Source organism: Streptomyces sp. 71268 (genome assembly GCF_029392895.1).
Classification (GTDB): domain Bacteria; phylum Actinomycetota; class Actinomycetes; order Streptomycetales; family Streptomycetaceae; genus Streptomyces.
Window position 1 is genome coordinate 1,262,473 of record NZ_CP114200.1, and the last position, 22,345, is coordinate 1,284,817.

A 22,345-nucleotide genomic window follows, 5' to 3' on the forward strand; every position below is an offset into this window, starting at 1 on the left:
ACCTGCCTCGCGGGCACTCACCATGCATATCTGACGCAGGGCGGGAAGAATTCCCGGGGTGATCGTGGACTGTGCCATCTACCGCGACGGGCGCCGCACCCCTGGGCCCGCCGACTTCTCCGACGCCATCCAGGAGGCGCGGGCGAGAGGTAACGCGTTCTTGTGGATCGGCCTGTACGAGCCGACCGAGGCCGAGTTCGACCAGGTCACCAGCGAGTTCGGGCTGCACCCGCTGGCCGTGGAGGACGCGCTGCGCGCCCACCAGCGGCCCAAGCTGGAGGTGTACGACGACTCGCTGTTCCTGGTGCTCAAGCCGATCCAGTACGACGAGGACACCACGGCGGTGATCACCGGGGAGGTGATGATCTTCATCGGCGACTGCTTCGTGGTGACCGTACGGCACGGCGAGGCCAACCCGCTCGGCACCGTGCGCACCCGCCTTGAGCGAGCCCCGGACGTGCTGCAACACGGCCCGACGGCGGTGATGTACGCCGTCTCGGACGCGGTCGTCGACCACTACCTGGAGGTCGCCGACGCGCTCCACACCGATCTGGACGCGCTGGAGGCCGAGGTCTTCTCGCCGGACGGCGCGGGCAGGAGCGACTCGGCCGGCCGGATCTACGCCTTCAAGCGCAAGGTCCTGGAGTTCCGGCGGGCCACCGCTCCGCTCACCGAGCCGATGGCGCGGCTCGCGGGCGCCACCGTCCCCTTCGTACACCGCCACTCGCAGCCGTTCTTCCGCGACGTCAGCGACCACCTGACGCGCACCAACGACCACGTGGACAACCTGGACCGGCTGCTGTCCGACATCCTCGCGGCGCACCTGGCGCAGATGGGCGTGCGGCAGAACGACGACATGCGCAAGATCTCCGCGTGGGCCGCGATGGCCGCCGTGCCCACCATGGTCGCCGGGATCTACGGCATGAACTTCGCCCACATGCCCGAGCTGCAACAGGAGTGGGGCTATCCGGCCGTGCTCGCGCTGCTGGTGGTCTCGATGGTCGTGCTGCACCGCCTGTTCAAGCGGCGCGGCTGGCTGTGAGGCCGGGCGGCGCCGGGGCCGGTGGCGGGCCCGGGGAGGCGGGGTCGGCGTCCGGGCGCCGGGTCAGGCGAACTCGGGCGCCGCCGTCGCGGGCCCGCCCAGCGCGTCGCGCCGCTCGGGCATCCGCAGGGAGACCATGCGCCGCCAGCCGCCGGCCACCTCGTACCCGTACATCGCGTGCACGCCCGCGGCCAGCAGCGCGCTCTTGGTCCTCGACCAGCCCAGCAGGCGTCCCATGTGGCCCATCACCGCGAGGCTCACCTCGTGGTGGACCCTGATCTCCGCGCGGGCGCTCTCCCGCAGCAGGGCCTGGATCATGCGGCCGTAGCCGGCCGCGGCCAGCCGGAGCAGTTCCTCGTGGCAGTAGGCGAGGTGGTTGTCCTCGTCGTCGGAGATCATGCTCACCGCGCGGCCGATGTCGGGGTGGTCGGCGAAGTGCCCGCGCAGCAGCCGCATCTGCTCGGAGGCGCGCTGTTCGGTGACCCGGCTGTGGGCGAGGTAGCCGACGATGTCGCGCTCGGTCAGCGGCTCGTCGCGGCGCAGCTTGTCGTGCGCGAGGCCGATGCCCCGGCGTTCGAGGAGCATCGTGTAGTCGGTCTCGGGCGGTACGTCCATCGGCTCCAGGCCGCGCTTGCGCAGCAGGGCCCGGAAGATCCGGCCGTGCTTGTCCTCGTCCGCGCCGTGCCGGGCGATCTTCGGCGTCATCGCGCGCTCGCGCTCGGGTACGAGCGCGGCGATGCGGGCGTTCTCCCAGCCGCCCTGGGACTCGCCGCTGGCCGCGATGGAGCAGAACAGCCGGAAGGAGTCGTCGTTGTCGAGGATCTCCTGGAAGACACCGCGGGCCGAGAGCATCATCGCCACCTCCGTCGGGCAACACGCGCCACATGCGTGGAGAACCAGTCGAATGCCGCGTGCTCCGGGAGGCAACAGGTGCCGTGGACGGCTGGGCCGGTCGGGTGACGGAGCGGCCCCGCGAGGCCCGTAACCGCGCCGCCGGGTGGGGCGTTGTCCTCCGTGACGGCCGTGGCGGGGAAGACCCCCGAGCCCCCACCACGGCCGCGCCCCTCTCCGGCCCTCCCTTTGAGGCTCAGGCGAGGCCGGCGCGCTCCAGCGCCTCGACGCCCGCCCGCAGGCCGGCGACCCGCTCCTCCAGCGTGAAGCCCGCGGGCGCCAGCGACAGCGTGGTCACCCCGGCCTCGGCGTAGGCGCGCATCCGGTCGGCGATCCGCTCGACGGGCCCGACCAGCGCGGTGGCGTCGATCAACTCGTGCGGCACGGCGGCGGCGGCCCCGTTCTTGTCGCCGGCGAGGTACTTGTCCTGGATCTCGGCCGCGGCCCGCTCGTACCCCATGCGCTGGGCGAGCTTGTTGTAGAAGTTCTGCTTGGCGCTGCCCATGCCGCCCACGTACAGCGCGGTGTACGGGCGGAACTGGTCGGCCAGCGCCCGTACGTCGTCGCCGACGGCCAGCGGGACGGTGGGCACCAGGTCGAACCCGGTCAGGTCCTTGCCCACCTTGGCGCGGCCCGCCCGCAGCGCGCCAAGCGTGGTCTCCTCGGCGTGCTCGGGGGCGAAGAAGACCAGCAGCGCGCCGTCGGCGATCTCGCCGGTCTGCTCCAGGTTCTTCGGGCCGATGGCGGCGATGTAGAGCGGGATGCGCTCGCGCACCGGGTGCACGGTCAGCTTGAGGGCCTTGCCGGGACCGTCGGGCAGCGGCAGCGTCCAGTGCTGGCCCTCGTGGCGCAGCGGCGTGCGCTCCATCGCCTTGCGGATGATCTCCACGTACTCCCGGGTGCGGGCCAGCGGCTTGTCGAACCTGACGCCGTACCAGCCCTCGGAGACCTGCGGGCCCGAGACGCCGAGGCCGAGCCGGAACCGGCCGCCGGAGAGCGAGTCCAGGGTGGCGGCGGTCATCGCGGTCATCGCGGGGGTGCGCGCCGGGATCTGGAAGATGGCCGAGCCGACGTCGATCCGCTCGGTCTGGGCGGCGACCCAGGAGAGCACGGTGGCCACGTCGGACCCGTACGCCTCGGCCGCCCAGCACACGGAGTACCCGAGCCGATCCGCCTCCTGCGCGACGGCGAGGTTGTCCGCGTCCATTCCCGCACCCCAGTAGCCGAGGTTGATGCCGAGCCGCATGCCGCTCCCCTTACTCATCAGTAACGTCCCTATGTCGGGGACTCTAGCGCGCATGTGTCCAGCGCGGCAGTGTTGGCTTATCCACAGGCCACCACGGGCCGTGGCCCGGCCAGTAATGTCAGCGCTCATGGAGCAGAGGCATCTCGGCCGTACGGGCCTGCGCGTATCCCGGATCGGGCTCGGCACGCTGACCTGGGGCCGGGACACCGACGAGCACGACGCGGCGGACCAGCTCAAGACTTTCTGGGACGCGGGCGGCACGCTCGTGGACACCGCCGACGTGTACGCCGACGGCAGCGCCGAGTACCTGCTCGGGCAGTTGCTCGACGGCCTGGTGCCGCGCCGCGACCTGCTCATCGCGACCAAGGCGGGCAGCGTGCCCGACCCGGACCGCCGCTTCGACGGCTCCCGTGGCCACCTGCTGGCCGCCCTCGACGCCTCCCTCGAACGCCTGGGGACCGACTACGTGGACCTGTGGCAGATCCACGCGTACGACGCGTCGACCCCGCTTGAGGAGACCCTGCAGGCCCTGGACATCGCGGTCAGCAGCGGCCGGGCGCGCTACGCGGGGGTGTCCAACTTCTGCGGCTGGCAGCTCGCGAAGGCGGCCACCTGGCAGCTCGCGTCGGCGGGCCCACGGACCCGGCTCGCCAGCACGCAGATGGAGTACTCGCTGCTCCAGCGCGGCATCGAGCGCGAGGTGCTGCCCGCCGCCCTGGACCTCGGCATCGGGCTGCTGCCGTCCTCGCCGCTGGGCCGGGGCGTGCTGACGGGCAAGTACCGGCACGCGACGCCGGCGGACTCGCGGGGCGCGTCGGAGCACATGGCGCCGTTCGTCGCCCCGTACCTGGACGACGCGGCCAGCCGGATCGTCGACGCGGTCTCGATCGCCGCCGACGGGCTGGCCGCCACCGCGCTGCAGGTGGCGCTCGCCTGGGTGCGGGACCGCCCTGGAGTGGCCGCCCCGATCGTCGGCGCGCGCACCGCGCAGCAGCTCAGGGCGGCTTTGTCAGTGGAGGCGCTTACGCTTCCAGACGAGATTTGCCAGGCGCTGGACGACGTCTCAGCGCCCGTGCACCGCTATCCCGATCACGACTGGAGCACGCTGTGAGTTCCGACCGCCCCGCGGGCGAGGCCGCCTCCGCCACCGCGGGAGACCCCGCACCGCGCGACGAGGACGCCACCGCTCCGGACCCCTCGCCGGACACCCCCGAGGACCCGGCGTCCGCGAACCCGGCCCCCGCGGTGGCCCCGCGCGACCAGGCCGAGCGGCCCGGTGAGCCCGAAGCGGACGAGGCGGCGGCCGCCCCGGACGCCGAGGCGGACCAGCGGCCCGCGCCACCGGCCGACGCGGCGCGCGAGGCCGGCGCGACGGACGAGGCGGACCCGGTGGGCGAGGCGGGCCCGGCAGGCGAGGCCGACCCTGCGCGCGAGACGGACCCGGCGGGCGAGGCCGACGCGCGGCCCCGGGATGCGCGCGACGCGGGTTCGGAGGCGGCCCCCGCCGCCGAGTCCCCGGCCGGCGAGCGGGCTACGGTGCCGGGCGCGGCCGGTGCCGGTGGGGCCACCGGTGGCGGGAAGCGGTCGGCCGCGGCCGAGGCGCTGGCCGCCGCGGTGCGCGCCGTCGAGCGGGGCGAGGCCGACGCCGCCTCGTTCTTCACCACGCGAGGCAGGTCGGGGGCGGCCCGACCCGATGCCGCGCGCTCGGCCTCCCCCGGCCGAGCCGCGCCGACGCCGGGCGGCCCGCAGGCAGCGGCCCCGCACGGCACCGGGCCCACGGGCCCGGTCGACACCGGCCCCGCGACCCGGTTCGGCGGCGCCGACTCGGGCGGAGCGCCTCTTTCCGGGCCGGCCCCGACCGCCACGGCCGGGGCGCCCGGAGCCGGGCCCGGAGCCGGTCCGTCCGGTGCCGGCTCGCCGGCCGGTGGTGGCGGTGGGGCGCGGATGCCGGCGGCGGGCCCCGGGGTCGGGCCGGCGGAGCTGGACCAGATCCGCCAGGTGCTGACCGCCGGCGGCGCGCCGCCACACCTCGCCGAGCAGGTCGTACGGGCCCTGGGCGAGGGGGCCGCTGCGGTCCTGCGGGACGACCCGTGGCAGTTGCTCGCTGTCCCGGGGGTGCGCCCCGAGCAGGCGGACGGCTTCGCGCGGGCCCTGCTCGGCCCGGACTGCGGCCCCGGCGACGAGCGCCGCTCCCGGGCACTGGTCACCTGGCTGCTGGAGCGGGCCGCCCTCGAAGGCCACACGGCCCGCGAGTCGGCCACGCTGCGCGACGCGCTCGCCCAGCACGCCGTGCCGGACCCGGACGAGGCCCTGCGCGACGCCGTGGCGGAGGGCGTGGTGCTGGTCTTCCAGGACGCCCTGGAGACCCCGGGGGCGGCCCCGGCGGCCGGGGACGAGGAGGCCGAGCAGCCCGTCCGGGTGCTGCTGGGCCTCGACCGGTACGCACTGGCCGAGGAGAGCCTGGCCGACGGCCTGGCCCGGGTGATCAACACCTTCGAACCGGACGCGCCCGCCGACGCCGCGACCGGCACCGAGCCCGAGACCGAGACCGAGCCCGAGACCGAGACCGAGACCGAGACCGAGACCGACGAGGCTATGGAGACCGACGCGGAGCCCGAGGCGCGAGCGGCTGGCCCGGCGCCCGACTGGGAGGCGCTCGCCGGCGCCGCCCCCTCGCCGTCGGCCGCCGAACTGGTCAGGGCCGTCGCGGGGCACGGACTGGTGACGCACAGCGGGGGTGAGAGCGCCCGTGCCGAGGCCGTGGCCGTTGTCGCCGCCGCGCACGCGCGCGGCCTGCGCGCCTACGCCGCCGCGCACACGGACGACGGCCGCCGGCGGCTCGGCGCGGCGCTGGCGGACAGCGGCCTGCCCGCCGCGCTGGCGGTCACGGTCGCCGGACTGCTGACCGGGGCCGAGGGGCCGGGCCGGGACGCGGACGGCGCCTTCCGGCTCGACCTGCTCGCCGTGCTCGACGCTCCGCAGCTCGACGTGGAGGCCGCCGCGGCGCTGGTCGAGTCGCTGCCGGACGGCGTGCGGCTGGTGCTCAGCGGCGATCCGGGGGTCCTGTGGTCGGCGGGCGCCGGCCGGGTCTTCGCCGATCTGGTGGCCGCCCGCGCCTGCCCGCAGGTGGTCTCCCGCACACCGGACCCCGGCCCGATCGGCGAGTTGGTCTCCGGCATCGGCATCGGCGAGCTGACGCAGGTGGAGGCGCCCGGCAAGGAGGTGGTGATCGTTCCCGTGCGGGACGCGGGCGACGCCGTGCACCGCACCGTGCAGTTGGTCGCGGACTCGGTGCCACGGGCGATCGGCGTACCGGTACCCGACATCCAGGTCATCACCGTCGGCCACGGCGGCGCGGTCGGTACCCGGGCGCTCAACGCCGCCCTCAAGGAGCGTCTCAACCCCGGCCCCGGCCGGTTCGGCGGCTTCGACCCCGGCGACCGGGTCGCGTACGCGGTGGCCCCGGGGCGCACCGTGACGGGCACGGTGACCGCGGCCGAGCCCGACGGGCTGCGCCTCGACTGTGGGGGCGAGGACGTGCTCGTGCCGCGGGCCCGGGTCGCCGACGCCCTGCGACCCGGCTGGGCGGTCACGGCGCACCAGGCGGCCGGCCGGCGCTGGCCCGCGACCGTCGTCGTCCTCCCGGGGGACGCGGGCCCGCTGCTCACCCGGGCCTGGGTCTACACGGCGTTCAGCCGCGGCGAGCGGCACCTGTCCGTGGTCCACGGCGCGGGCCCGGCCCTGCCGCACGCGGTGGCCGAGGTCCCGGCCGCCGAGCGCACGACGCGGTTGCGGGCCCTGCTGCGGGCCCAGAACGCGACGGCCTGACCCGCGCGACCCACCCGCCGGGCGGCGCGCAGCGCCTGAGCTCACCCCGGCCGACCGCCGCGAGGACGCCGCCCGGCCGCCCGGCCGGGCCCCCGGTTCGCCGGGGGCCCGGCGCGGCTCGGGCGGCTCGTGCGGGGCGGGTCAGGGCTCGGGGTCGATGAGCTCCAGGTCGTCGTCGACGTCGTCGGGCTCCTCGTCGAAGACCGCGCTCACGTCGAAGCGGCACACGATCCGCTGCGGGTCCGCGTGGTCGAACGGCGCCGCCAGCCACTCCCCCGGGTCGGCGGGCTCGTCCGCGGCCGCCACCCACAGCGTCGAATCGCCCTCCTCAAGGCCGAACTCCTTGTGCCGGGAGGCGATTTCATCGGGTTCGTACTCACCGAAGAGAACGCCGAGCGCGGCGTGCACGCTGCTGCCGACGGTCGCCGCCGCGCCCTTGCCGGGCAGGCCGTTGCCCGACGCCCCGTCCGGATCGAGGTCGGCGATCCGCTGGGCCTGCGAGAGCAGCCGCTGCGGCTCCGCCACCGCGTAGTCCCGGCGGATCAGCACGCTGAGGGCGTTCGGTTCCTCCGGCCCGTCGTACGCGGGCAGGGAGTCGTCGCCGGGGATCTCGAAGGGCGTGACTTCGTCGTACGCGTCGTAGAGGAGTTCGTCATAGGTCTCGGCAGCCGCGGCCAGTTCGTTGAACGCGGCGTAGACGGCCGGGTCGTCCCCGCCGACCCGCCGCTCGACGGCATCGAGGTGCCGGTCCAGTGCGGCTTTGACCGCTTCGGCGGCGGCGCGTACCTCGGCAGCGGATGGCTGCGCAGCATCAGACATAGTGCAGACGCTATCCGTACCAGGCCAGTTCCCGCACAATAGATGCGATGCCGGAATACGAATTCTGCGATGTGTATGTGCCTCGGGGGGTTTCCCGCAAGGCCACGACCCGCTTGCTGACCGACCATGCCGAGTACGGACACTGGGAGTTGGACCGCCTACGGCTCAACCCCGACGGCAGCCGCAGGGTGCGGCTGCGCCGCCGGATCATCCGGCAACTCCGCGCTACCTGGTAGAGCGGCGCGGGCCCCGTACGGACGGGGCCCGCGCCGCTCACGAGCCGTGCCTGCCGGTGGGCGGCGCCCGCTCGGGCCGCCGGCGTGCCCGGTCGACTCGGTCGACCGGCACCGGACGCCGCGCGCGTCGGCCGCTAGACGGCGCGGGCCCTGCGGTAGAGCACCGTGCCGGCGAGCAGCAGGCCGGCGCCGGCGGGCAGGGCGATGGCCAGGGTCCCGGCGCCCGTCTCAGCGAGTTGCTCGGCGGTCTCGGCGGCCACCCGCTCGATGGAGCCCCCGGGGTCCCCGGAGCGGGACGCGGGCAGTTCCTCGCCGCGCTCCATGTGTGTCTCGGTCCTCGACGGCGTCTCCACCCGGGACGTCGGCGGCTGCTCGGCACGCGGCTTCTCCGTGGGACCCGGCTTGTCCCCGGGCTCGGGCCGCGGTTCGGGCTTCGGCTGCTGCTTCGGCGGCGCCACCTCCTCGCGCTCGCGCGTGGGCGGCTGGTGCGGCCCCTCGTGGGACACCGGGCCGGTCACGTTGCCGCACTTGTTGCGGACGGCCGGGTTCAGCAGTCCGACGACGTTGACGGTGTTGCCGCAGGCGTTGACCGGCACGTGCACCGGCACCTGGGCGTTGTTGCCCGAGCCGATGCCGGGCGAACCGTGCGCCCCGCCGACCGCCTGGGCCCCTCCAGCGGAGCGGGTGACCTCGCGGTGCTCACCCGAGGCGCCCTTCCCCGCGGGCTTGGACTGCCGAGTTCCGGTTGCCTTGCCGGCGTCGCCCGCCCGGCCCGTGTCGCTCTTGGCGGCGTGGCTGTCCACGTTGGCGCACCTGTTGCCGACGGCCGGGTTGAGCGCACCCACGACGTCGACGGTGTTGCCGCACGCGTTGACCGGGACGTGCACTGGTACCTGCACGTTGTTGCCCGAAAGGACGCCCGGCGAGTTTGAGCTGGCGCCGTGGGCGGCCGAGTCCGCGTGTGCGTAGCCGCCGGCCACGGCGAATACGCCGCCGGCTGCGGCCATGGTGATCAGGCCCTTCTTCGCGACCTGTCGCATAGGTTTGGTTCCCCTGATTCTTGCCGTCCGGAATACGCGAGTGCGCGACCGCGCCCGCGCCAATGCCCAGCGGCCCCGGAGTGCATGGCGCGCACTCCGGGGCCGCCCGGGTCTCACCCCCTACGGGAGTGAGTCATCACGTCACTTGTTGATGCAGGTGTTGCCCACGGCGGGGTTCAGCAGCCCGATCACGGAGATCGTGTTGCCGCACACGTTCACCGGCACGTGGACAGGCACCTGGACGTTGTTGCCCGACACCACGCCGGGGGAGCCCACAGCGGCACCCTGGGCGCCCGAGTCGGCGGCGGCAACGCCCGCGCCGGCGAGCAGCAGACCACCAGTGGCAGCCGCAGCAGCGACGACCTTCTTGATCATTCTTCCTCCTTGTTGGCAATGCGGCCCCAGCCGCGGACCGCACACCCTGTAACGAAGAGGAGGTAATCGAGCAACGCACCAAACTGGGCCTTCACTCTTCTCAGCTAACGCCCCGAGCGCGTCACTTGCGGAACGCGCCGATGCCGGACTCACCGGCGCCGTCCCGTCAGCGGTCGCCACCCACGTCACGGGCGGCGACCGGCGCTCAGCAGGCGTCGATGAACCGGTCGAGCACTCGGACCCCGAACTTGAGCCCGTCCACCGGAACCCGCTCGTCCACGCCGTGGAACATGCCGGCGAAGTCCAGCTCCGGCGGGAGCTTGAGCGGCGCGAAGCCGAAGCCACGGATGCCCAGGTCGTCGAAGGACTTGGCGTCCGTGCCGGCCGACAGGCAGTAGGGCACGGCCCGTGCGATGGGGTCCTCGGCGCGCAGCGCGGTCTGCATGGCCTCGACCAGCGCCCCGTCGAAGGTGGTCTCCAGGGCCTTGTCCGCGTGCACGTCCTCGCGCTTGACCCGCGGCCCCAAAATGCGGTCGAGGTCGGCGAGGAACTCCTCCTCGAACCCCGGCAGGAAGCGGCCGTCCACGTGCGCGGTGGCCTGCCCGGGGATCACGTTGACCTTGTACCCGGAGCCGAGCATGGTCGGGTTGGCGGTGTTCCGCAGCGTCGCCCCGATGATCTTCGCGAGGCTGCCGAGCTTCTCCAGCGTGGCGTCCATGTCCTCGGGGTCGAGCGGTACGCCGAGGGCGTCGGAGAGCTCGTCCAGGAAGGAGCGGACGGTCTTGGTGACCCGTACCGGGAACTCGTGCCGGCCCAGCCGGGCCACCGCCTCGCTCAGCTCGGTGATCGCGTTGTCCTTGTGGATCATCGAACCGTGGCCCGCCGTGCCGTCCACGGTGAGCTTCATCCAGTGCATGCCCTTCTGGGCCGTCTCCACCAGGTAGAGCCGCAGGTTCTCGTTGACGGTCAGCGAGAAGCCGCCGACCTCGCTGATCGCCTCGTTGACGCCCTCGAAGAGGCCGGGGTGCTTGTCCACCAGGTAGCGCGCCCCGTACGTACCGCCCGCCTCCTCGTCCGCGAGGAAGGCGAGGACGATGTCGCGCGGGGGCTTGCGCCCGGTGCGCAGCCGGTCGCGCACGACCGCGAGGGTCATCGCGTCCATGTCCTTCATGTCCACGGCGCCGCGACCCCAGACGCAGCCGTCCGCGATCTCCCCGGAGAAGGGGTCGTGCGTCCAGTCGGCGGCGTTGGCCGGGACGACGTCGGTGTGCCCGTGGATCAGCAGCGCGGGGCGCGAGGGGTCCTCGCCCTCGATGCGCGCGACGGTGGAGGCCCGCCCCGGGTGCGACTCGAAGATCTGGGGCTCCAGGCCGACCTCGGCGAGCTTCTCCGCTACGTACTCGGCGGCGGCGCGCTCACCGGGTCCGGAGTGGTCGCCGTAGTTGCTGGTATCGATGCGGATCAGGTCCCGGCACAGGTCGACGACCTCGTTCTCACCGGTGACGGTGGTGGAACCGGTCGCCACCGGGTTCGACTCGCTCACGCTGCCTCCTCATCGTTCGTGACGCCGCGCGCCGCCTCCCGCCCCCGGGCGGAGCCACCCGTGGCGTGGTCCGCCGTCCATACTCCCGCGCCGGCCCGCCCAGCCCAAGGCGGTAATGCCGCTGACACGTCCTCGTCACACCCCCTCCGGGGGCGACCGGCCGTGTGATCGAGCACGTCTGGATGTTTGCTATGGTTTTCCACGTCGGAACGGGCACGGCCCAGCCGACAAACACCTGGTCCGGGTGGCGGAATGGCAGACGCGCTAGCTTGAGGTGCTAGTGCCCTTTATCGGGCGTGGGGGTTCAAGTCCCCCCTCGGACACTCGCGAGAACCCCAGTTGAACTGGGGTTTTTCTGCTTTTCGGGTGACGTCGTGACCCGTCGCGTGACCAGCGGCCGGTCGCCGGTCGCCCCCGGGGCCCGGCCACGACGGTGTGGAGATCTCCTACGCCCGGGGCTCGGTCCGCGTCGACGGGGCCCGGTCCGGAGGTGGTCGTCGTGCCAGGTGGGCCGGCGCGGGGCGGCGCCCGGTGGTGGTGCGGCGGGCCGGCCGGAGGGTAACCGGGGCGCTCGTCCGGCGAGTTGTCGTCAGCCGCGCTGTGCTAGCGTCGAAGGCCGCCTTGAAGCCGGAATCGGTGCGGCGGGTCCCGGGGGGACCGGGTCGATGACAAGGGAAGACCTCGGGGAAGACTGGGGAGAGAACCGCAGTGACGACCGACGGCCCGGCCCGGGCCGACGCCAGCGACGGCGATGCCGCCGCCGATATGACCGCGACGGGTAGTCAACCGATCAGTCAGCGCGACGCCGCCACGCCTGCCCACGGGATGGGCGCGCGGGTCAGAGTCGGTGTGACGCGCCTCATGTCGCACCCGGTGGGCGCCTCGCTGGCGCTGGCCGCGGTGCTGCACCTGCTATGGGTGCTGTTGATCGCCAACAGCGGTGGCGACCTCGCCGCGCAGGACGCGTGGGCGACGTTCGCGACCGAGCACCCGGGTTACGCGTACAACTTCGCCTGGTTCGGCGGCATGCACCCGGTCTCGTACAGCGTCATCTCGCCCTATCTGATGGCGGGGATCGGCGTGCGGACCACGATGGTGATCGCCGGCACGCTGTCCGCCGGGCTCATCGCGCTGCTGCTGGTGCGCAGCCGTGCCGTGCGGCGGCCGATGCTGCCCGCGCTGTACGGCGCGGTGGCGCTGACCTTCAACGCGGCCTCGGGGCGGGTGACGTTCGGGCTTGGCCTGATGTTCGGTCTCGCCGCGGTCGCGGTGGTCTTCGCCTGGCCGCGACGGTGGCGCTCGGCGCGCTGGACGCACCGGCTGGCGCGGGGCGGGACGGCGGCGCTGATGTCCGCGCTCGCGACCATGGCCAGCCCGGTGGCCGGGCTGTACGTGGGCATCGTGGCCGCCGCGCTGTGGCTGACCAAGCGCCGGATGGCCGCCTACGCGCTCGGCGTGACGCCGTCGGTGGTGGTGGCCCTTTCGGCCTGGCTGTTCCCGTTCTCGGGGACGATGCCGATGAACTTCTCCTCGACCTTCGTGCCGTTCCTGAGCGCCGCCGCGGCGTACTTCTTCGCGCCCAAGCAGTGGCGCACGGTGCGGGTGGCCGCGCTGTTGTACGGCCTCGCGGTGGTGCTGGTGTGGGCGATCCCCTCGCAGATCGGGTCCAACATCACCCGGTTCGGCATGATCTTCGGCGGTGTGGTGCTGCTCGCGATGGTGCCGCCGTTCGCGATGCCACGGCTGAGCCTGTCGCGGGCGCTGAGCCGCAAGTGGGCGGCGCTGACGGTGGCCATCGCGGTGGTCACCATCGGGCAGGCTTCCCAGTCGACCGCCGACGTCATCAAGACCACGCCGTCACAGTCCTGGTCACGCGAGTTGCGGCCGCTGCTCGACCAGTTGGACCGGGCGGGCGCGGAGCGCGGCCGGGTCGAGGTGATCCCCGCCCGCAGCCACGTCGAGTCCTCCACCATCGCCCCGCACTACAACCTGGCCCGCGGCTGGAACCGGCAGGCGGACAAGGGACGTAACCCGATCTTCTACGAGGAGGGGCGGCTCACCCCGGACAGCTACCGAGCCTGGCTAGGGCGGTGGGCGGTGCACTTCGTCGTGCTGCCCACCAAGGACCGGCTCGACGGGGCGGGCGAGGAGGAGGCCGAACTCGTGGCGGCGGGCCAGCCGTACCTGGACGAGGTGTGGTCCGACGCGAACTGGAAGCTGTACCGGGTCAAGGACCCCACGCCGCTGGCCGAGGGCGCGGCCACCGTGAAGCGGGCGGCGGCCGAGGAGCTGACCATCGAGGTGGCCAAGCCGGGCCCGGTCCTGCTGCGTGTCCCGTACTCGCCCTGGCTCGGCCTGATAGACGGCGAGGGCGAGAACGTGGAGCCGCCGCGCGCCGGCGCGGACGGCGCGCCGCCGGTGAACGTCCAGGGCTGCCTGACCAAGGAGGTCCAGGAGACGCCGGAGGGCGAGCCGGAGGACGAGTGGACGGTGCTGCACGCGCCCTCGCCCGGCACGTACCACATCGGCGGGCGCTACAAGTTCCCGCGCGGGACGGCCTGCCCGGACGGGCTGCTGGAGGCCCGGTCGAACCGGTAGCGGCGCGAGCGGTGGGCGCGGCCGGGCAGAGAAGGAGAGAGCGGTAGGAGGGGCCCCGTGCGCGGGGCCCCTTTCGCGTTGCCGGAGGGGGTGGAGCCGGGGCGTAAATCGGGTGCCCGGCGGGGTGGGGTGGTGTCAGAATGCGCCGGCGTCCCCGTCCGGTGGGCGCGGCACTTCCAAGGAGCGCAGATGCGGCGAGTTTTCGGAATCTCCCAGGTCCCCTATCTGACGAGTGTTTCCGAGGACTTCGCCACCCATGACTACCCTGAACATCGGCATCCTGGCCCACGTTGACGCGGGCAAGACCAGTCTGACCGAGCGGCTGCTGTTCGACGCCGGCAGCATCGACCGGCTCGGCAGCGTGGACGCCGGGGACACCCAGACCGACACCGGCGCCATCGAGCGCCAGCGCGGCATCACCGTACGGACGGCCGTCGCGCCCTTCCTGGTGGGCGACCGCCAGGTGAACGTGATCGACACCCCGGGGCACCCGGACTTCATCGCCGAGGTGGAGCGGGCGCTCGCGGTGCTCGACGGGGCGGTGCTCGTGCTCTCCGCGGTGGAGGGCGTGCAGCCGCAGACCCGGGTCCTGATGCGGACGCTGCGCGCGCTCCGCCTGCCCACCCTGGTGTTCGTCAACAAGATCGACCGTACCGGCGCGCGCGAGGGCGGGTTGCTCGCGGACATCCGCCGCAAGCTGTCGCCACGGGTCGTGGCGTTGAGCGAGGTGCGGGACGCGGGGAGCCGGCGGGCCCGTGCCGTGCCGCGTGCGCTGGAGTCGGCCGCCGTCGCGACGGAGCTGGCCGAGGTACTGGCCGAGCACGACGAGGGGCTGCTGGCGCGGCTGGTGGACGGCGATGAGCCGCCGTCGGCTGACGAGGTGCGCGCGGCGCTGGTCGCGCAGACGGCCGCCGGTCTGGCGCACCCGCTCTACTTCGGCTCGGCGCTGACCGGGCAGGGCGTGGCCGCGCTGGTCGAGGGCGTCGTGGGGCTGCTGCCGACAGCGCCCGAGCCGCGGGCCGGGGAGGCGGCGCGGGGCACGGTCTTCGCCATCGAGCGCGACGCGGGCGGCGAGAAGGTGTGTTACGTACGGATGCGCGCCGGGTCACCTCGGCGCGGTCAGCGGGTGAGCCTGCGCCGCGTCGGCCCGGACGGCGGAGTCGTCGAACGGGCCGGCCGCATCTCCGCGTTGGAGGTCGTCAGGGCGGCGCCCAAGCAGCCCGGGGCGGCCGGGCGGGGCCGGGGCGGCGGGGCGTACGCCATGGGCGGTGGTGACATCGCGCGGGTGTGGGGGCTGGCCGAGGCGCGGGTGGGCGATCAGCTCGGGGACCCCGCCACGACGGGCACGGGCGAACCGCCGGTGGCCGCCTTCCGGTTTCCGCCACCGACCCTGGAGGCGGTGGCCGTGCCGCGCGAGTCGGGGCAGGGCCCCCGGCTGCACGCCGCGCTGACGGCCCTCGCCGACCAGGACCCGTTGATCGGCGCGCGCACCGTGCCGGGCCAGGGCACGGCGGTGCTGCTCTACGGGGAGGTGCAGAAGGAGGTCATCGCGGCGACGCTCAGCCGCGAGTTCGGCGTCGAGGCCGAGTTCGAGCCGAGCCGGGTGCGCTGCCTGGAGCGGCCGGTGGGCCGGGCGGAGGCGTACGAGGGGATGGGCGACCGCGAGGAGACGCTGTTCTGGGCGTCCGTCGGGCTGCGCGTGGAGCCCGGGGAGCCGGGGTCAGGCGTGAGCTACCGCCTCGGGGTGGAGCTGGGCTCGCTGCCGCTGGCCTTCCACCGCGCGGTGGAGTCGGCCGTGCGGGACACCCTGGAGCAGGGGGTGCACGGGTGGCCGGTGACCGACTGCGTGGTCACGTTGTACCGGTGCGGCTTCAACAGCGTGCTGAGCACGGCCGCCGACTTCCGCGGGCTGACGCCGTTGGTGCTGATGCGGGCCGTCGCCGGGGCGGGCTGCCGGGTCTACGAGCCGTACCACGCCTTCGAGTTGGAGCTGCCACGGGCGGATCTGCCGGCGGTGTTGGCCCTGCTCGCGGCGCGGGGCGCCGAGGTCGTGGAGTCGGGGCCCGACACCACGGTCACCGGCGGCGCGGGGACGGACGCGGCGGGGGCCGGGGCGTGGCGCGTGCGCGGGGCGTTGCCCGCGCGGGCGGTGGACGCGGTCCAGCGGCGGCTGCCGGGGCTGACGGGCGGCGAGGTGGTGTGGTGGTCGCGCCCGTCCGGCGACCGGGCGGTGACCGGGGCGGTACCGCGCCGCGCGCGTACGGACGGCGATCCGCTGGACCGCGCCGCGTACCTGCGGCACCTGTCGCTGCGCGAGCGGTAGGCGTACGGGGGCGGCTCGGGCTCCGGGAGCCGCCCCCCGTACGGGACGCGGGCGTACGGGGCGCCGGTGCTCAGGCGTCGCCGCGGGCCGGTGTCGGCTCGGGGTGCGGCGGCGGGTGGGGGGGCGCGGGGCAGCAGGAGGGGGGTGGCCAGGGCGAGCAGGCCCGCGACGGCGAGGGCGGTGCGCGGGTCGGTGTGGCTCGCGAGCAGGCCGCCGAGCGCGGTGCACAGGGCGATGGCCGCCTGCTGACCGGTGGACCAGGCCGACAGGGTGCGGGCGACGAGGTGCCCGGGGGTGTGTTCGAGCCGGTAGGTGGCGAGGACCGGGGTGTACAGGCTCATGTTGACGATGATCGCCAGCTCGATGGCGATCACGGTGACCAGGCCGACGACGCCGGGGCCGACGAAGGCCAGACCGATCAGCCAGAGGACGCGCAGGGTGCCGACGGTCCGGAAGACGGCGTGCTGGCCGTGGCGGGCCACGACCCGGCGGGCCAGCCGGGAGCCGACGAGGCCGCCGAGGCAGGGGGCGGCGAAGGCGAGGGCGTACTGCCAGGGGGCGAACCCGAGGTCGCGCAGGAGGAGTACGGCCAGCAACGGTTCGGTGGCCATGACGAGGCCGGCGACGAGCAGGTTGTTGAGGTAGAGCGCCCGTAGAACGGGATCGGCCGCGATGTGGCGCCAGCCGTCCAGGACGGTGCCCGCGCGGGGTGGGTGCGAGGCGGCGGGGCGTGGTGGTTGTTCCCGGCCGCCCATCGCGGTGATGCCGAGCGCGGACAGCAGGTAGCTGACGGCGTCGGCGACCACGGTGGCGACCGGTCCGAACAGGCCGATCGCGGCCCCGCCCAGCGGTGGTCCGACCGCGATGGAGCTCCAGTTCGTGGACTCGAACCGGGCGTTGGCCACGAGCAGGTCGGCCGGGCGGAGGAGGACCTTGAGGTAGGCGCCGCTGGCCGCGTTGAAGGCGATCCTGGTGGCGGCGACCACGGCCGAGATCACCAGGAGTTGGGCGAGGCTCAGCCAGCCGAAGGCGTAACCGACCGGGATGGTGGCCATGGCCGCGCACCGGATCAGGTCCATCGCGATCATGACCGGGCGCTTGCGCCGGAACTCCACCCACGGCGCGAGCGGCACCGCGAGCAGGGCGCCCACCGCGGGCCCGATCGCGGACAGCGCGGACACCTCGGCGGGGCTGGCCTCCAGCACCAGCACGGCGATCAGCGGGAGGGCGCCGAAGCCCAGTCCCGACCCGTAGGCACTCATCGCGTACGCCGCCCACAGCCAGCCGAACCGCCGGCCCAGCCGCCTTCCGCCCACCATGCCCGCGCGCCTCTTGAGGTCTCGACCCAACAAACCGACGTTGCCGCGAGAGAGCTAAGCGAGGCGCTCCACAGCAGGTCAAACAACTGTCCCGGGGGCGGCTCACAACCGTTGGTTGTTCATTAGGGTGGGCCGGCGTGGACCTCGAAGCCGTACGTACCTTCGTCGCCGTCGCGGCGGCGGGCCAGTTCCAGGAAGCCGCCGCCGAGCTGTCGGTCACCCAGCAGGCCGTCTCCAAGCGCGTCGCCACGCTGGAGAAGGGGCTCGGCGTGCGCCTGTTCACGCGCACCGCGCGCGGGGCCCGGCTCACCGTCGACGGCCAGGCGTTCCTGCCGCACGCCCGCGAGCTGCTCCGGGTGGCGGAGCGGGCCGACGCGTCCGTGCGGCCGGGGCGGCGGGCGCTACGGGTCGACGTGGTCAACCGGCGGATCGTGACCGCCGGGCTGCTCCAGGACTTCTACCGCACGCGGCCGGCGTTCGCCCTGGACGTGGTGACCCTGGACGCCGACGTGGAGGGCGCGATCGCCGCCGTCGAGGCGGGGACCATCGACGCCACGTTCCACGCGGTCCCGCCCCGGCAGCAGCTGCCGGACGCCGTCAGGTCGGCCCAACTGATCCACGAGCCGCACCAGTTGCTCGTCGGGCCGCGGCACCCGCTGGCCGGTGCCCGGGCCGTCACGCCCGGGCAACTCGTCGGGCGGCGCATCCGGATGCCGGGCCTCGACGCCCGTGGCGAGGTGGCCACCTACTACGACGAGCTGTCCGCCGCCTTCGGCATCACGATCGACGTGGTGGGGCCGGTCTTCGGGAACGAGACGCTGCTCGCGGAGATCGCCGGCTCGGCGGACCTGTCGACCCTGGTCGGCGAGGGCTCGCGGTACCTGTGGCCGGACAGCTACGACCTGCGGCGGATTCCCATACGCGACCCCGCGCCGCTCTATCCACTGTCCCTGATCTGGCGCGCCGACAACCCGCACCCCGGGCTCGGCGAACTGCGCGGCTACCTCCACTCCAGGCGGACGCACCCGCCCGACGCCCACGTCTGGCTCCCGACCTGGGGCGCGCCGGCGGCCCGGCGGCCGTAACCGGGTGGCGCGCGGCGCCGGCCGTCCGCGCCCGGCGTGGTGGCGCGCGGGCGCCGGGCGCGGGTTGCCTGGGTGCGCGCCGGTGGAGGTGGCTCGGCGTGGTGGTACGGGCCGGCGCGGCGTGGTGGTGGGGCGCGGGCGAGGTTTCGGGGTGCGCGCGGGCGTGGAATAGCTGAGCCTCATCGCAGGTCGGTACCGGCGTCCCCGGGTCGCGGGGCGCGGAGGGAGCGTCATGGTCATCCGACGTCGGAGGACGGCGAGCGCCATCGGGGCCACCGCCGTCGGCGCCGCCGTACTGCTCGCCGGCCTGGTCACGGGGAACAACGGCGGTGGCGGTGCCGCGAGTTCGCCCCCCTCCCCCGCCACCGCCGCGCACCGGCAGGCGGCGAGCGAGCCGCCCGCGCCGGCGCCCGCCACCCCGTCGCGGCCGGCCGCCACCACGACCGCGCGGGGCGGCTCGGGAGCCGCGGCTCCCATGGGCGCCTTCCTCGGCTCAGGCCCGGAGGCGTTGCGGCGGATGACTGAATTCCAGCGGTGGCTGGGCGGGCCGACGCTGCGCGTCGGGCACACGTACCTCCCCGGCGACCTGTGGTCCAACATCGAGGGGCGGCCGGAGTTCCTGCGGCCCTGGACCGAGTGGCGGCGGGCCGACCCCGCGCGCCTCCTCGTGCTCAACGTGCCGATGCTGGAGCGCAACGAGGCGGGCGTGCCCGACCACGAGGTGCGGGCGCTGTTGCGGCGGGGCGCCGACGGCGCGTTCGACCGGCACTTCCGCACGCTGGCGCGGCGCCTGGTGCGACTGGGGGCGCCCGACACGGTCATCGTGCTCGGCTGGGAGATGAACGGCGTGACGTACACCGGCCGGTGCGCGCCCGATCCGCCGGCGTGGCGGGCGTACTGGCGGCGCGTCGTCACCGCGATGCGCGCCGTGCCCGGGCAGCGGCTGCGCTTCGACTTCGCGCCCAGCCGAGGGGAGGACGCCATCGGGTGGACCGCCTGCTACCCCGGCGACGACGTGGTGGACATCCTCGGCATGGACTCCTACGACCAGCCCCCGGGTGAGGACTTCGCGGACTACGTGAACCAGCCGTACGGGCTGCGCCACCAGGTCGAGTTCGCCGCGGCGCACGGCAAGCCGATCTCGTACCCGGAGTGGGGACTCTTCCGCAACGGTGACAACCCGGCGTTCGTGCGGGGGATGTTGGAGTGGATGGCGGCGCACCCGCCCGTCTACCAGACCATCACGGACTACTGCCCGCACGGGGTCTGGGAGTGCGGCCGGAGCCCGAAGTCGACGGAGGCGTTCCGGCGGGAGCTGGCCGCCGCGGCGGCACACCCGGACACGGACACGGACACGGACCCAGGCTCGGACCCAGACGCGGATTCGGACCCGGGCCCGGACGCGGACGCGGACGCGGACGCGGACTGACCGTAGGTGCGAGCCGACGGGGGCGCGTGCGGCGTCAGCGCGGCGTGCCGCCGGTGCGGCGGGCGCGTAGGCGCGACCGCCAGGCGAGCAGGACCGGCAGCCTGGTGCGGGCGAGGTTCGCGAGCGCGCCGCGCGCCGTCAGGTGGCCGGCGCGCAGCCACAGCGCCGGGGCGAGGCGGCGACGGGCCAGCAGCAGGCGCCGGTTGACGACGGTCTCCGGCCGCCAGTGCCGCTTGTACGGCTCGTCGCCGCGCAGCAGGCTGAGCACGCGGCGGCCGGTGGCGGTGGCGCGGGCGGCGTCCTGGCGCAGCAGCATGGTGGCGATGTCCACCTTGGCGCGGGCCTCGGGGTGCGCCCCGTAGAGGTAGCCGCCCGCCAGGTGGCGGGAGAACAGCGTGACCTCGCTGACCAGGACCAGGTCGCCGAGCCGGTACTCGGTCAGGGCCGCGTCGCCGGTGCGCACCAGCTGGCGGGTGGCGCGGGCGAGGTGTTCCGCGAAGCGGGGCCGCAGGTGCTCGGGGGTGACGCCGCGCCCCTGCCACTGCTGGCCGTGCAGGGCGAGCATGGTGGCCACGGCTCCGGGCACCTCGTGTTCGGCCACGGCGCGGTGGGTGATGCCGAGTTCGTCGACCCGGCGCAGTTTGCGGCGCGCGTTGCGCGCGCTGGCGCCGGAGAGCCTGCGCAACAGGTCGTCCATGGGTACGCCGGGCAGTTCCAGACACACGGAGTCGGCGCGCCGGCGCACCGGGCCACGCCAGCGTTCGACCACGCGCTCGGCGGCCGCCCCGGGCCGCACCTCGCGAAGCTCGACCAGCGCGGTGCGGGCCAGGTGGCGCAGCCCGGTGGCGAGCGCGTCGGCGGCCCGGGGACAGCGGTCGTCGAGGAGGAAATCGCAGAAGTCGGAGATGTCGAGCCCGAGCGGGAACAGCGTGGGCAGCGGGCGGTAGCGGAGCATCAGCGGCGCCGCGCCCACGAGTTCCCGGGCCGGCGCGGCGGGCGTACCAGCGGGGGCGGCGGAGGCGTGGACCTGCTCGGGCGACTGCGGCGGCTCGGGCGTCGCTGACGCCTCGCGGTGGACCAGCACTAGGCGCAGCCGGCCGCGTTGGCCGTACGAGAGCCACCAGGAGTGGAGCCAGGCGTGGCTCTGGAACGGGGTGGCGGCGGCGCACCGTCGGTACAGGCCGTCCCACGCGTCGGCCAACGCCCCGAACTGCTCCGGGTCGCGGCAGACGGTGACGACGAGCCGCTCGGACGGCGCGGGGGTGGTGGGTGCTGTCGGGGTGGTGAGTGTGATGGCCGGGGTGGGTGGGGCGACTTCCGCCGTGGCCGCCGGTGTCAGGGGGGCTGGTGTTGATGGGTGGGTGGCGGAGGGTGGCGTCGGGTGGAGCGGCTGGTGGGTGGTCATCGCGGCTCCGCTGCCGGAGTGGGGAGCGAGTCGGGGGCGCCGGCCTGGTAGGGCTCGGGGCCGCCGGCCTGGCGGGGCTCGGGGGTGGGACGCGGGCGTACGAGCAGGGCGAGGGCGCCGACCAGCCCGCCGGCACAGCCGCCGACAGCGAGGGAGATGGGGAGCGAGGGCGAGGTGGGCGCGGTGGGCGGCACGGCCCGCGCGAAGACGGTGAGCCGTACCCCCGTGCTGCGTGCGGACCGGTTGGCGTGCTCGGCCAGGGCGTGGGCGACGGCGTTGGCGGTGGTCGCGGCGCGGCCGGCGCGGGCGTCGGCCCCCGTGACCTCGATCATCGGGGCGTCGGGCGAGGTGGCGGTGCGCACGCTGGCCCGGAGGTCGTCCACGGGCATCCCGGTGGTGCGCTGCGCCGCGCCCAACACGGCGCCACCGGTGGTGATACGGCCGTACGCCTGAGCGAAGCCCAGCGCGGTCGCCGGGTCCGTACCGTCCTTGGCGACGGCGACGACGTAGCTGGTGGCGGTGTACTCGGGGGTGGCGAGCGCTCCGTAGGCGCCGCCGCCCGCGAGGCCCAACGCGGCGCCGAGCGCCACCGGCCACCACCCCGGCAGCCGCGACCGCACCGCCCCCCACCGTGCCGCGACGGGCCGGGGCCCGCCGGGCGGCCGCTCGGCGTTCGGCCGCGCGACGGACGGCGTGACCGACGCCGCCGGGTCGGTGGCGGCCGTGCCCGGGGCCGGCCGCGCCGCCTCGCGGGCGGCGTCCGGCGCTTCCGCCGGACCGTCCGCCACCTCGCTCGCGGCCGGCGCCTTCGCGGGCGCGACGGCCGCGGCCTCGCCGGCGGGGTCGCCGGTCTCCGGGGCGTCGGCGGGCGGGGCGGTGGGCGGGGCGTCGGGAGCGCTGGCGTGCGGGGTGTCGGCGGTGGGGGTCATCGGGCGCGCGGTGGTGTTGTCCTGGGTATCGGAGCCGCCGTGCGCGCCGGTGCGCTGCCGGTCCTTGGCCGCGCCGGTGCTCCGCTTGGGGCGCGGTGCGGCGGGGGTGGCTCTGCTCGCGGCCCACGTGGGGGCGGGCTTCGGCCGCGGCGTGGCGGCCGGCTTGACGGGCGGCCTGACGGCTTCCTTGGTGGGCGGCTTGGCGGCTTCCTTGGCGGGCGGTGTCGTGGGCGCTGG

16 protein-coding genes, 1 tRNA gene and 1 pseudogene are annotated in these 22,345 nt (G+C 74.8%); 9 read left to right on the forward strand and 9 right to left on the reverse strand.

The genetic code is table 11. The annotated features are described in order from the left end of the window. The first annotated feature begins 49 nt into the window (after positions 1–49). Positions 50–1,042, forward strand: a complete 993-nt coding sequence (gene corA / locus OYE22_RS04785; RefSeq protein ID WP_277323981.1) for a magnesium/cobalt transporter CorA — start codon at positions 50–52, stop codon at positions 1,040–1,042. A gap of 63 nt (positions 1,043–1,105) precedes the next feature. On the opposite strand, the gene OYE22_RS04790 is transcribed toward corA, so the two are convergent. After that, positions 1,106–1,894, reverse strand: coding sequence for a ferritin-like domain-containing protein (locus tag OYE22_RS04790; RefSeq protein WP_277323982.1), 789 nt, complete (start codon positions 1,892–1,894; stop codon positions 1,106–1,108). A 235-nt stretch (positions 1,895–2,129) separates the two neighbouring features. Then, complete coding sequence (locus tag OYE22_RS04795) at positions 2,130–3,179, reverse strand: LLM class F420-dependent oxidoreductase (RefSeq protein ID WP_277323983.1); 1,050 nt, start codon at positions 3,177–3,179, stop codon at positions 2,130–2,132. 127 nt (positions 3,180–3,306) lie between these two features. On the opposite strand from OYE22_RS04795, the gene OYE22_RS04800 reads away from it, so the two are divergent. Further along, positions 3,307–4,290 (forward strand): aldo/keto reductase, encoded by a 984-nt coding sequence (locus OYE22_RS04800; protein ID WP_277319237.1) that lies wholly within the window; start codon positions 3,307–3,309, stop codon positions 4,288–4,290. Further along, on the forward strand, positions 4,287–7,007 hold the full coding sequence (locus OYE22_RS04805; RefSeq protein ID WP_277319238.1) for a helix-hairpin-helix domain-containing protein: 2,721 nt from the start codon (positions 4,287–4,289) through the stop codon (positions 7,005–7,007). The genes OYE22_RS04800 and OYE22_RS04805 overlap by 4 nt, the downstream gene beginning before the upstream one ends. A gap of 141 nt (positions 7,008–7,148) precedes the next feature. On the opposite strand, the gene OYE22_RS04810 is transcribed toward OYE22_RS04805, so the two are convergent. Beyond that, positions 7,149–7,826: a hypothetical protein gene (locus tag OYE22_RS04810; RefSeq protein WP_277319239.1), complete on the reverse strand. Its 678-nt coding sequence runs from the start codon at positions 7,824–7,826 to the stop codon at positions 7,149–7,151. Positions 7,827–7,873: 47 nt separating this feature from the next. Between OYE22_RS04810 and OYE22_RS04815 the strand changes: the two genes are divergently transcribed. Next, on the forward strand, positions 7,874–8,062 hold the full coding sequence (locus OYE22_RS04815) for a DUF5703 family protein (RefSeq protein ID WP_014059547.1): 189 nt from the start codon (positions 7,874–7,876) through the stop codon (positions 8,060–8,062). A 134-nt stretch (positions 8,063–8,196) separates the two neighbouring features. Here the strand turns inward: OYE22_RS04815 and OYE22_RS04820 are convergent, their stop codons facing one another. The 3 genes from OYE22_RS04820 to OYE22_RS04830 form a co-directional block, all read right to left on the reverse strand. After that, positions 8,197–9,102, reverse strand: a complete 906-nt coding sequence (locus OYE22_RS04820; protein ID WP_277319240.1) for a chaplin — start codon at positions 9,100–9,102, stop codon at positions 8,197–8,199. A 141-nt stretch (positions 9,103–9,243) separates the two neighbouring features. Further along, positions 9,244–9,477: a chaplin ChpH gene (gene chpH / locus OYE22_RS04825; protein WP_277319241.1), complete on the reverse strand. Its 234-nt coding sequence runs from the start codon at positions 9,475–9,477 to the stop codon at positions 9,244–9,246. 205 nt (positions 9,478–9,682) lie between these two features. After that, complete coding sequence (locus OYE22_RS04830; protein WP_277319242.1) at positions 9,683–11,020, reverse strand: M20/M25/M40 family metallo-hydrolase; 1,338 nt, start codon at positions 11,018–11,020, stop codon at positions 9,683–9,685. A 238-nt stretch (positions 11,021–11,258) separates the two neighbouring features. Here OYE22_RS04830 and OYE22_RS04835 point away from each other — a divergent pair. The 3 genes from OYE22_RS04835 to OYE22_RS04845 all read left to right on the forward strand — a co-directional run bounded on the left by OYE22_RS04835 (position 11,259) and on the right by OYE22_RS04845 (position 15,941). Continuing rightward, positions 11,259–11,343: transfer RNA gene (locus OYE22_RS04835), tRNA-Leu, on the forward strand. A gap of 538 nt (positions 11,344–11,881) precedes the next feature. Beyond that, positions 11,882–13,618 (forward strand): MFS transporter, encoded by a 1,737-nt coding sequence (locus tag OYE22_RS04840; protein ID WP_277319243.1) that lies wholly within the window; start codon positions 11,882–11,884, stop codon positions 13,616–13,618. 256 nt (positions 13,619–13,874) lie between these two features. Next, positions 13,875–15,941: a GTP-binding protein gene (locus OYE22_RS04845; RefSeq protein WP_277319244.1), complete on the forward strand. Its 2,067-nt coding sequence runs from the start codon at positions 13,875–13,877 to the stop codon at positions 15,939–15,941. A 125-nt stretch (positions 15,942–16,066) separates the two neighbouring features. Here OYE22_RS04845 and OYE22_RS04850 read toward each other — a convergent pair. Further along, positions 16,067–17,260, reverse strand: a pseudogene (locus OYE22_RS04850) (MFS transporter); the annotation flags it as partial. Positions 17,261–17,397: 137 nt separating this feature from the next. On the opposite strand from OYE22_RS04850, the gene OYE22_RS04855 reads away from it, so the two are divergent. Both OYE22_RS04855 and OYE22_RS04860 read left to right on the forward strand, forming a co-directional pair. Continuing rightward, positions 17,398–18,345 carry a LysR family transcriptional regulator gene (locus OYE22_RS04855; protein ID WP_277319245.1) on the forward strand — a complete coding sequence of 316 codons (948 nt, stop codon included), beginning with the start codon at positions 17,398–17,400 and terminating at the stop codon, positions 18,343–18,345. Between the two features lie 232 nt (positions 18,346–18,577). Beyond that, positions 18,578–19,774: a glycosyl hydrolase gene (locus tag OYE22_RS04860; protein ID WP_277319246.1), complete on the forward strand. Its 1,197-nt coding sequence runs from the start codon at positions 18,578–18,580 to the stop codon at positions 19,772–19,774. Positions 19,775–19,808: 34 nt separating this feature from the next. Here the strand turns inward: OYE22_RS04860 and OYE22_RS04865 are convergent, their stop codons facing one another. Next, a complete protein-coding gene (locus OYE22_RS04865; RefSeq protein ID WP_277319247.1) occupies positions 19,809–21,179 on the reverse strand; it encodes a GNAT family N-acetyltransferase in 1,371 nt (456 codons plus the stop codon). Then, a complete protein-coding gene (locus tag OYE22_RS04870; RefSeq protein WP_277319248.1) occupies positions 21,176–22,108 on the reverse strand; it encodes a hypothetical protein in 933 nt (310 codons plus the stop codon). The genes OYE22_RS04865 and OYE22_RS04870 overlap by 4 nt, the downstream gene beginning before the upstream one ends. Positions 22,109–22,345 lie beyond the last annotated feature (237 nt).

Excerpts from the sequence above, each read along its gene's own strand:
- OYE22_RS04790 (WP_277323982.1), bottom strand. The coding sequence starts at position 1,894 with ATGCTCTCGGCCCGCGGTGTCTTCCAGGAGATCCTCGACAACGACGAC.
- OYE22_RS04795 (WP_277323983.1), bottom strand. The coding sequence starts at position 3,179 with ATGCGGCTCGGCATCAACCTCGGCTACTGGGGTGCGGGAATGGACGCG.
- OYE22_RS04800 (WP_277319237.1), top strand. The coding sequence starts at position 3,307 with ATGGAGCAGAGGCATCTCGGCCGTACGGGCCTGCGCGTATCCCGGATC.
- OYE22_RS04810 (WP_277319239.1), bottom strand. The coding sequence starts at position 7,826 with ATGTCTGATGCTGCGCAGCCATCCGCTGCCGAGGTACGCGCCGCCGCC.
- OYE22_RS04815 (WP_014059547.1), top strand. The coding sequence starts at position 7,874 with ATGCCGGAATACGAATTCTGCGATGTGTATGTGCCTCGGGGGGTTTCC.
- OYE22_RS04820 (WP_277319240.1), bottom strand. The coding sequence starts at position 9,102 with ATGCGACAGGTCGCGAAGAAGGGCCTGATCACCATGGCCGCAGCCGGC.
- chpH (WP_277319241.1), bottom strand. The coding sequence starts at position 9,477 with ATGATCAAGAAGGTCGTCGCTGCTGCGGCTGCCACTGGTGGTCTGCTG.
- OYE22_RS04840 (WP_277319243.1), top strand. The coding sequence starts at position 11,882 with ATGTCGCACCCGGTGGGCGCCTCGCTGGCGCTGGCCGCGGTGCTGCAC.
- OYE22_RS04845 (WP_277319244.1), top strand. The coding sequence starts at position 13,875 with ATGACTACCCTGAACATCGGCATCCTGGCCCACGTTGACGCGGGCAAG.
- OYE22_RS04860 (WP_277319246.1), top strand. The coding sequence starts at position 18,578 with ATGGTCATCCGACGTCGGAGGACGGCGAGCGCCATCGGGGCCACCGCC.
- OYE22_RS04865 (WP_277319247.1), bottom strand. The coding sequence starts at position 21,179 with ATGACCACCCACCAGCCGCTCCACCCGACGCCACCCTCCGCCACCCAC.
- OYE22_RS04870 (WP_277319248.1), bottom strand. The coding sequence starts at position 22,108 with ATGACCCCCACCGCCGACACCCCGCACGCCAGCGCTCCCGACGCCCCG.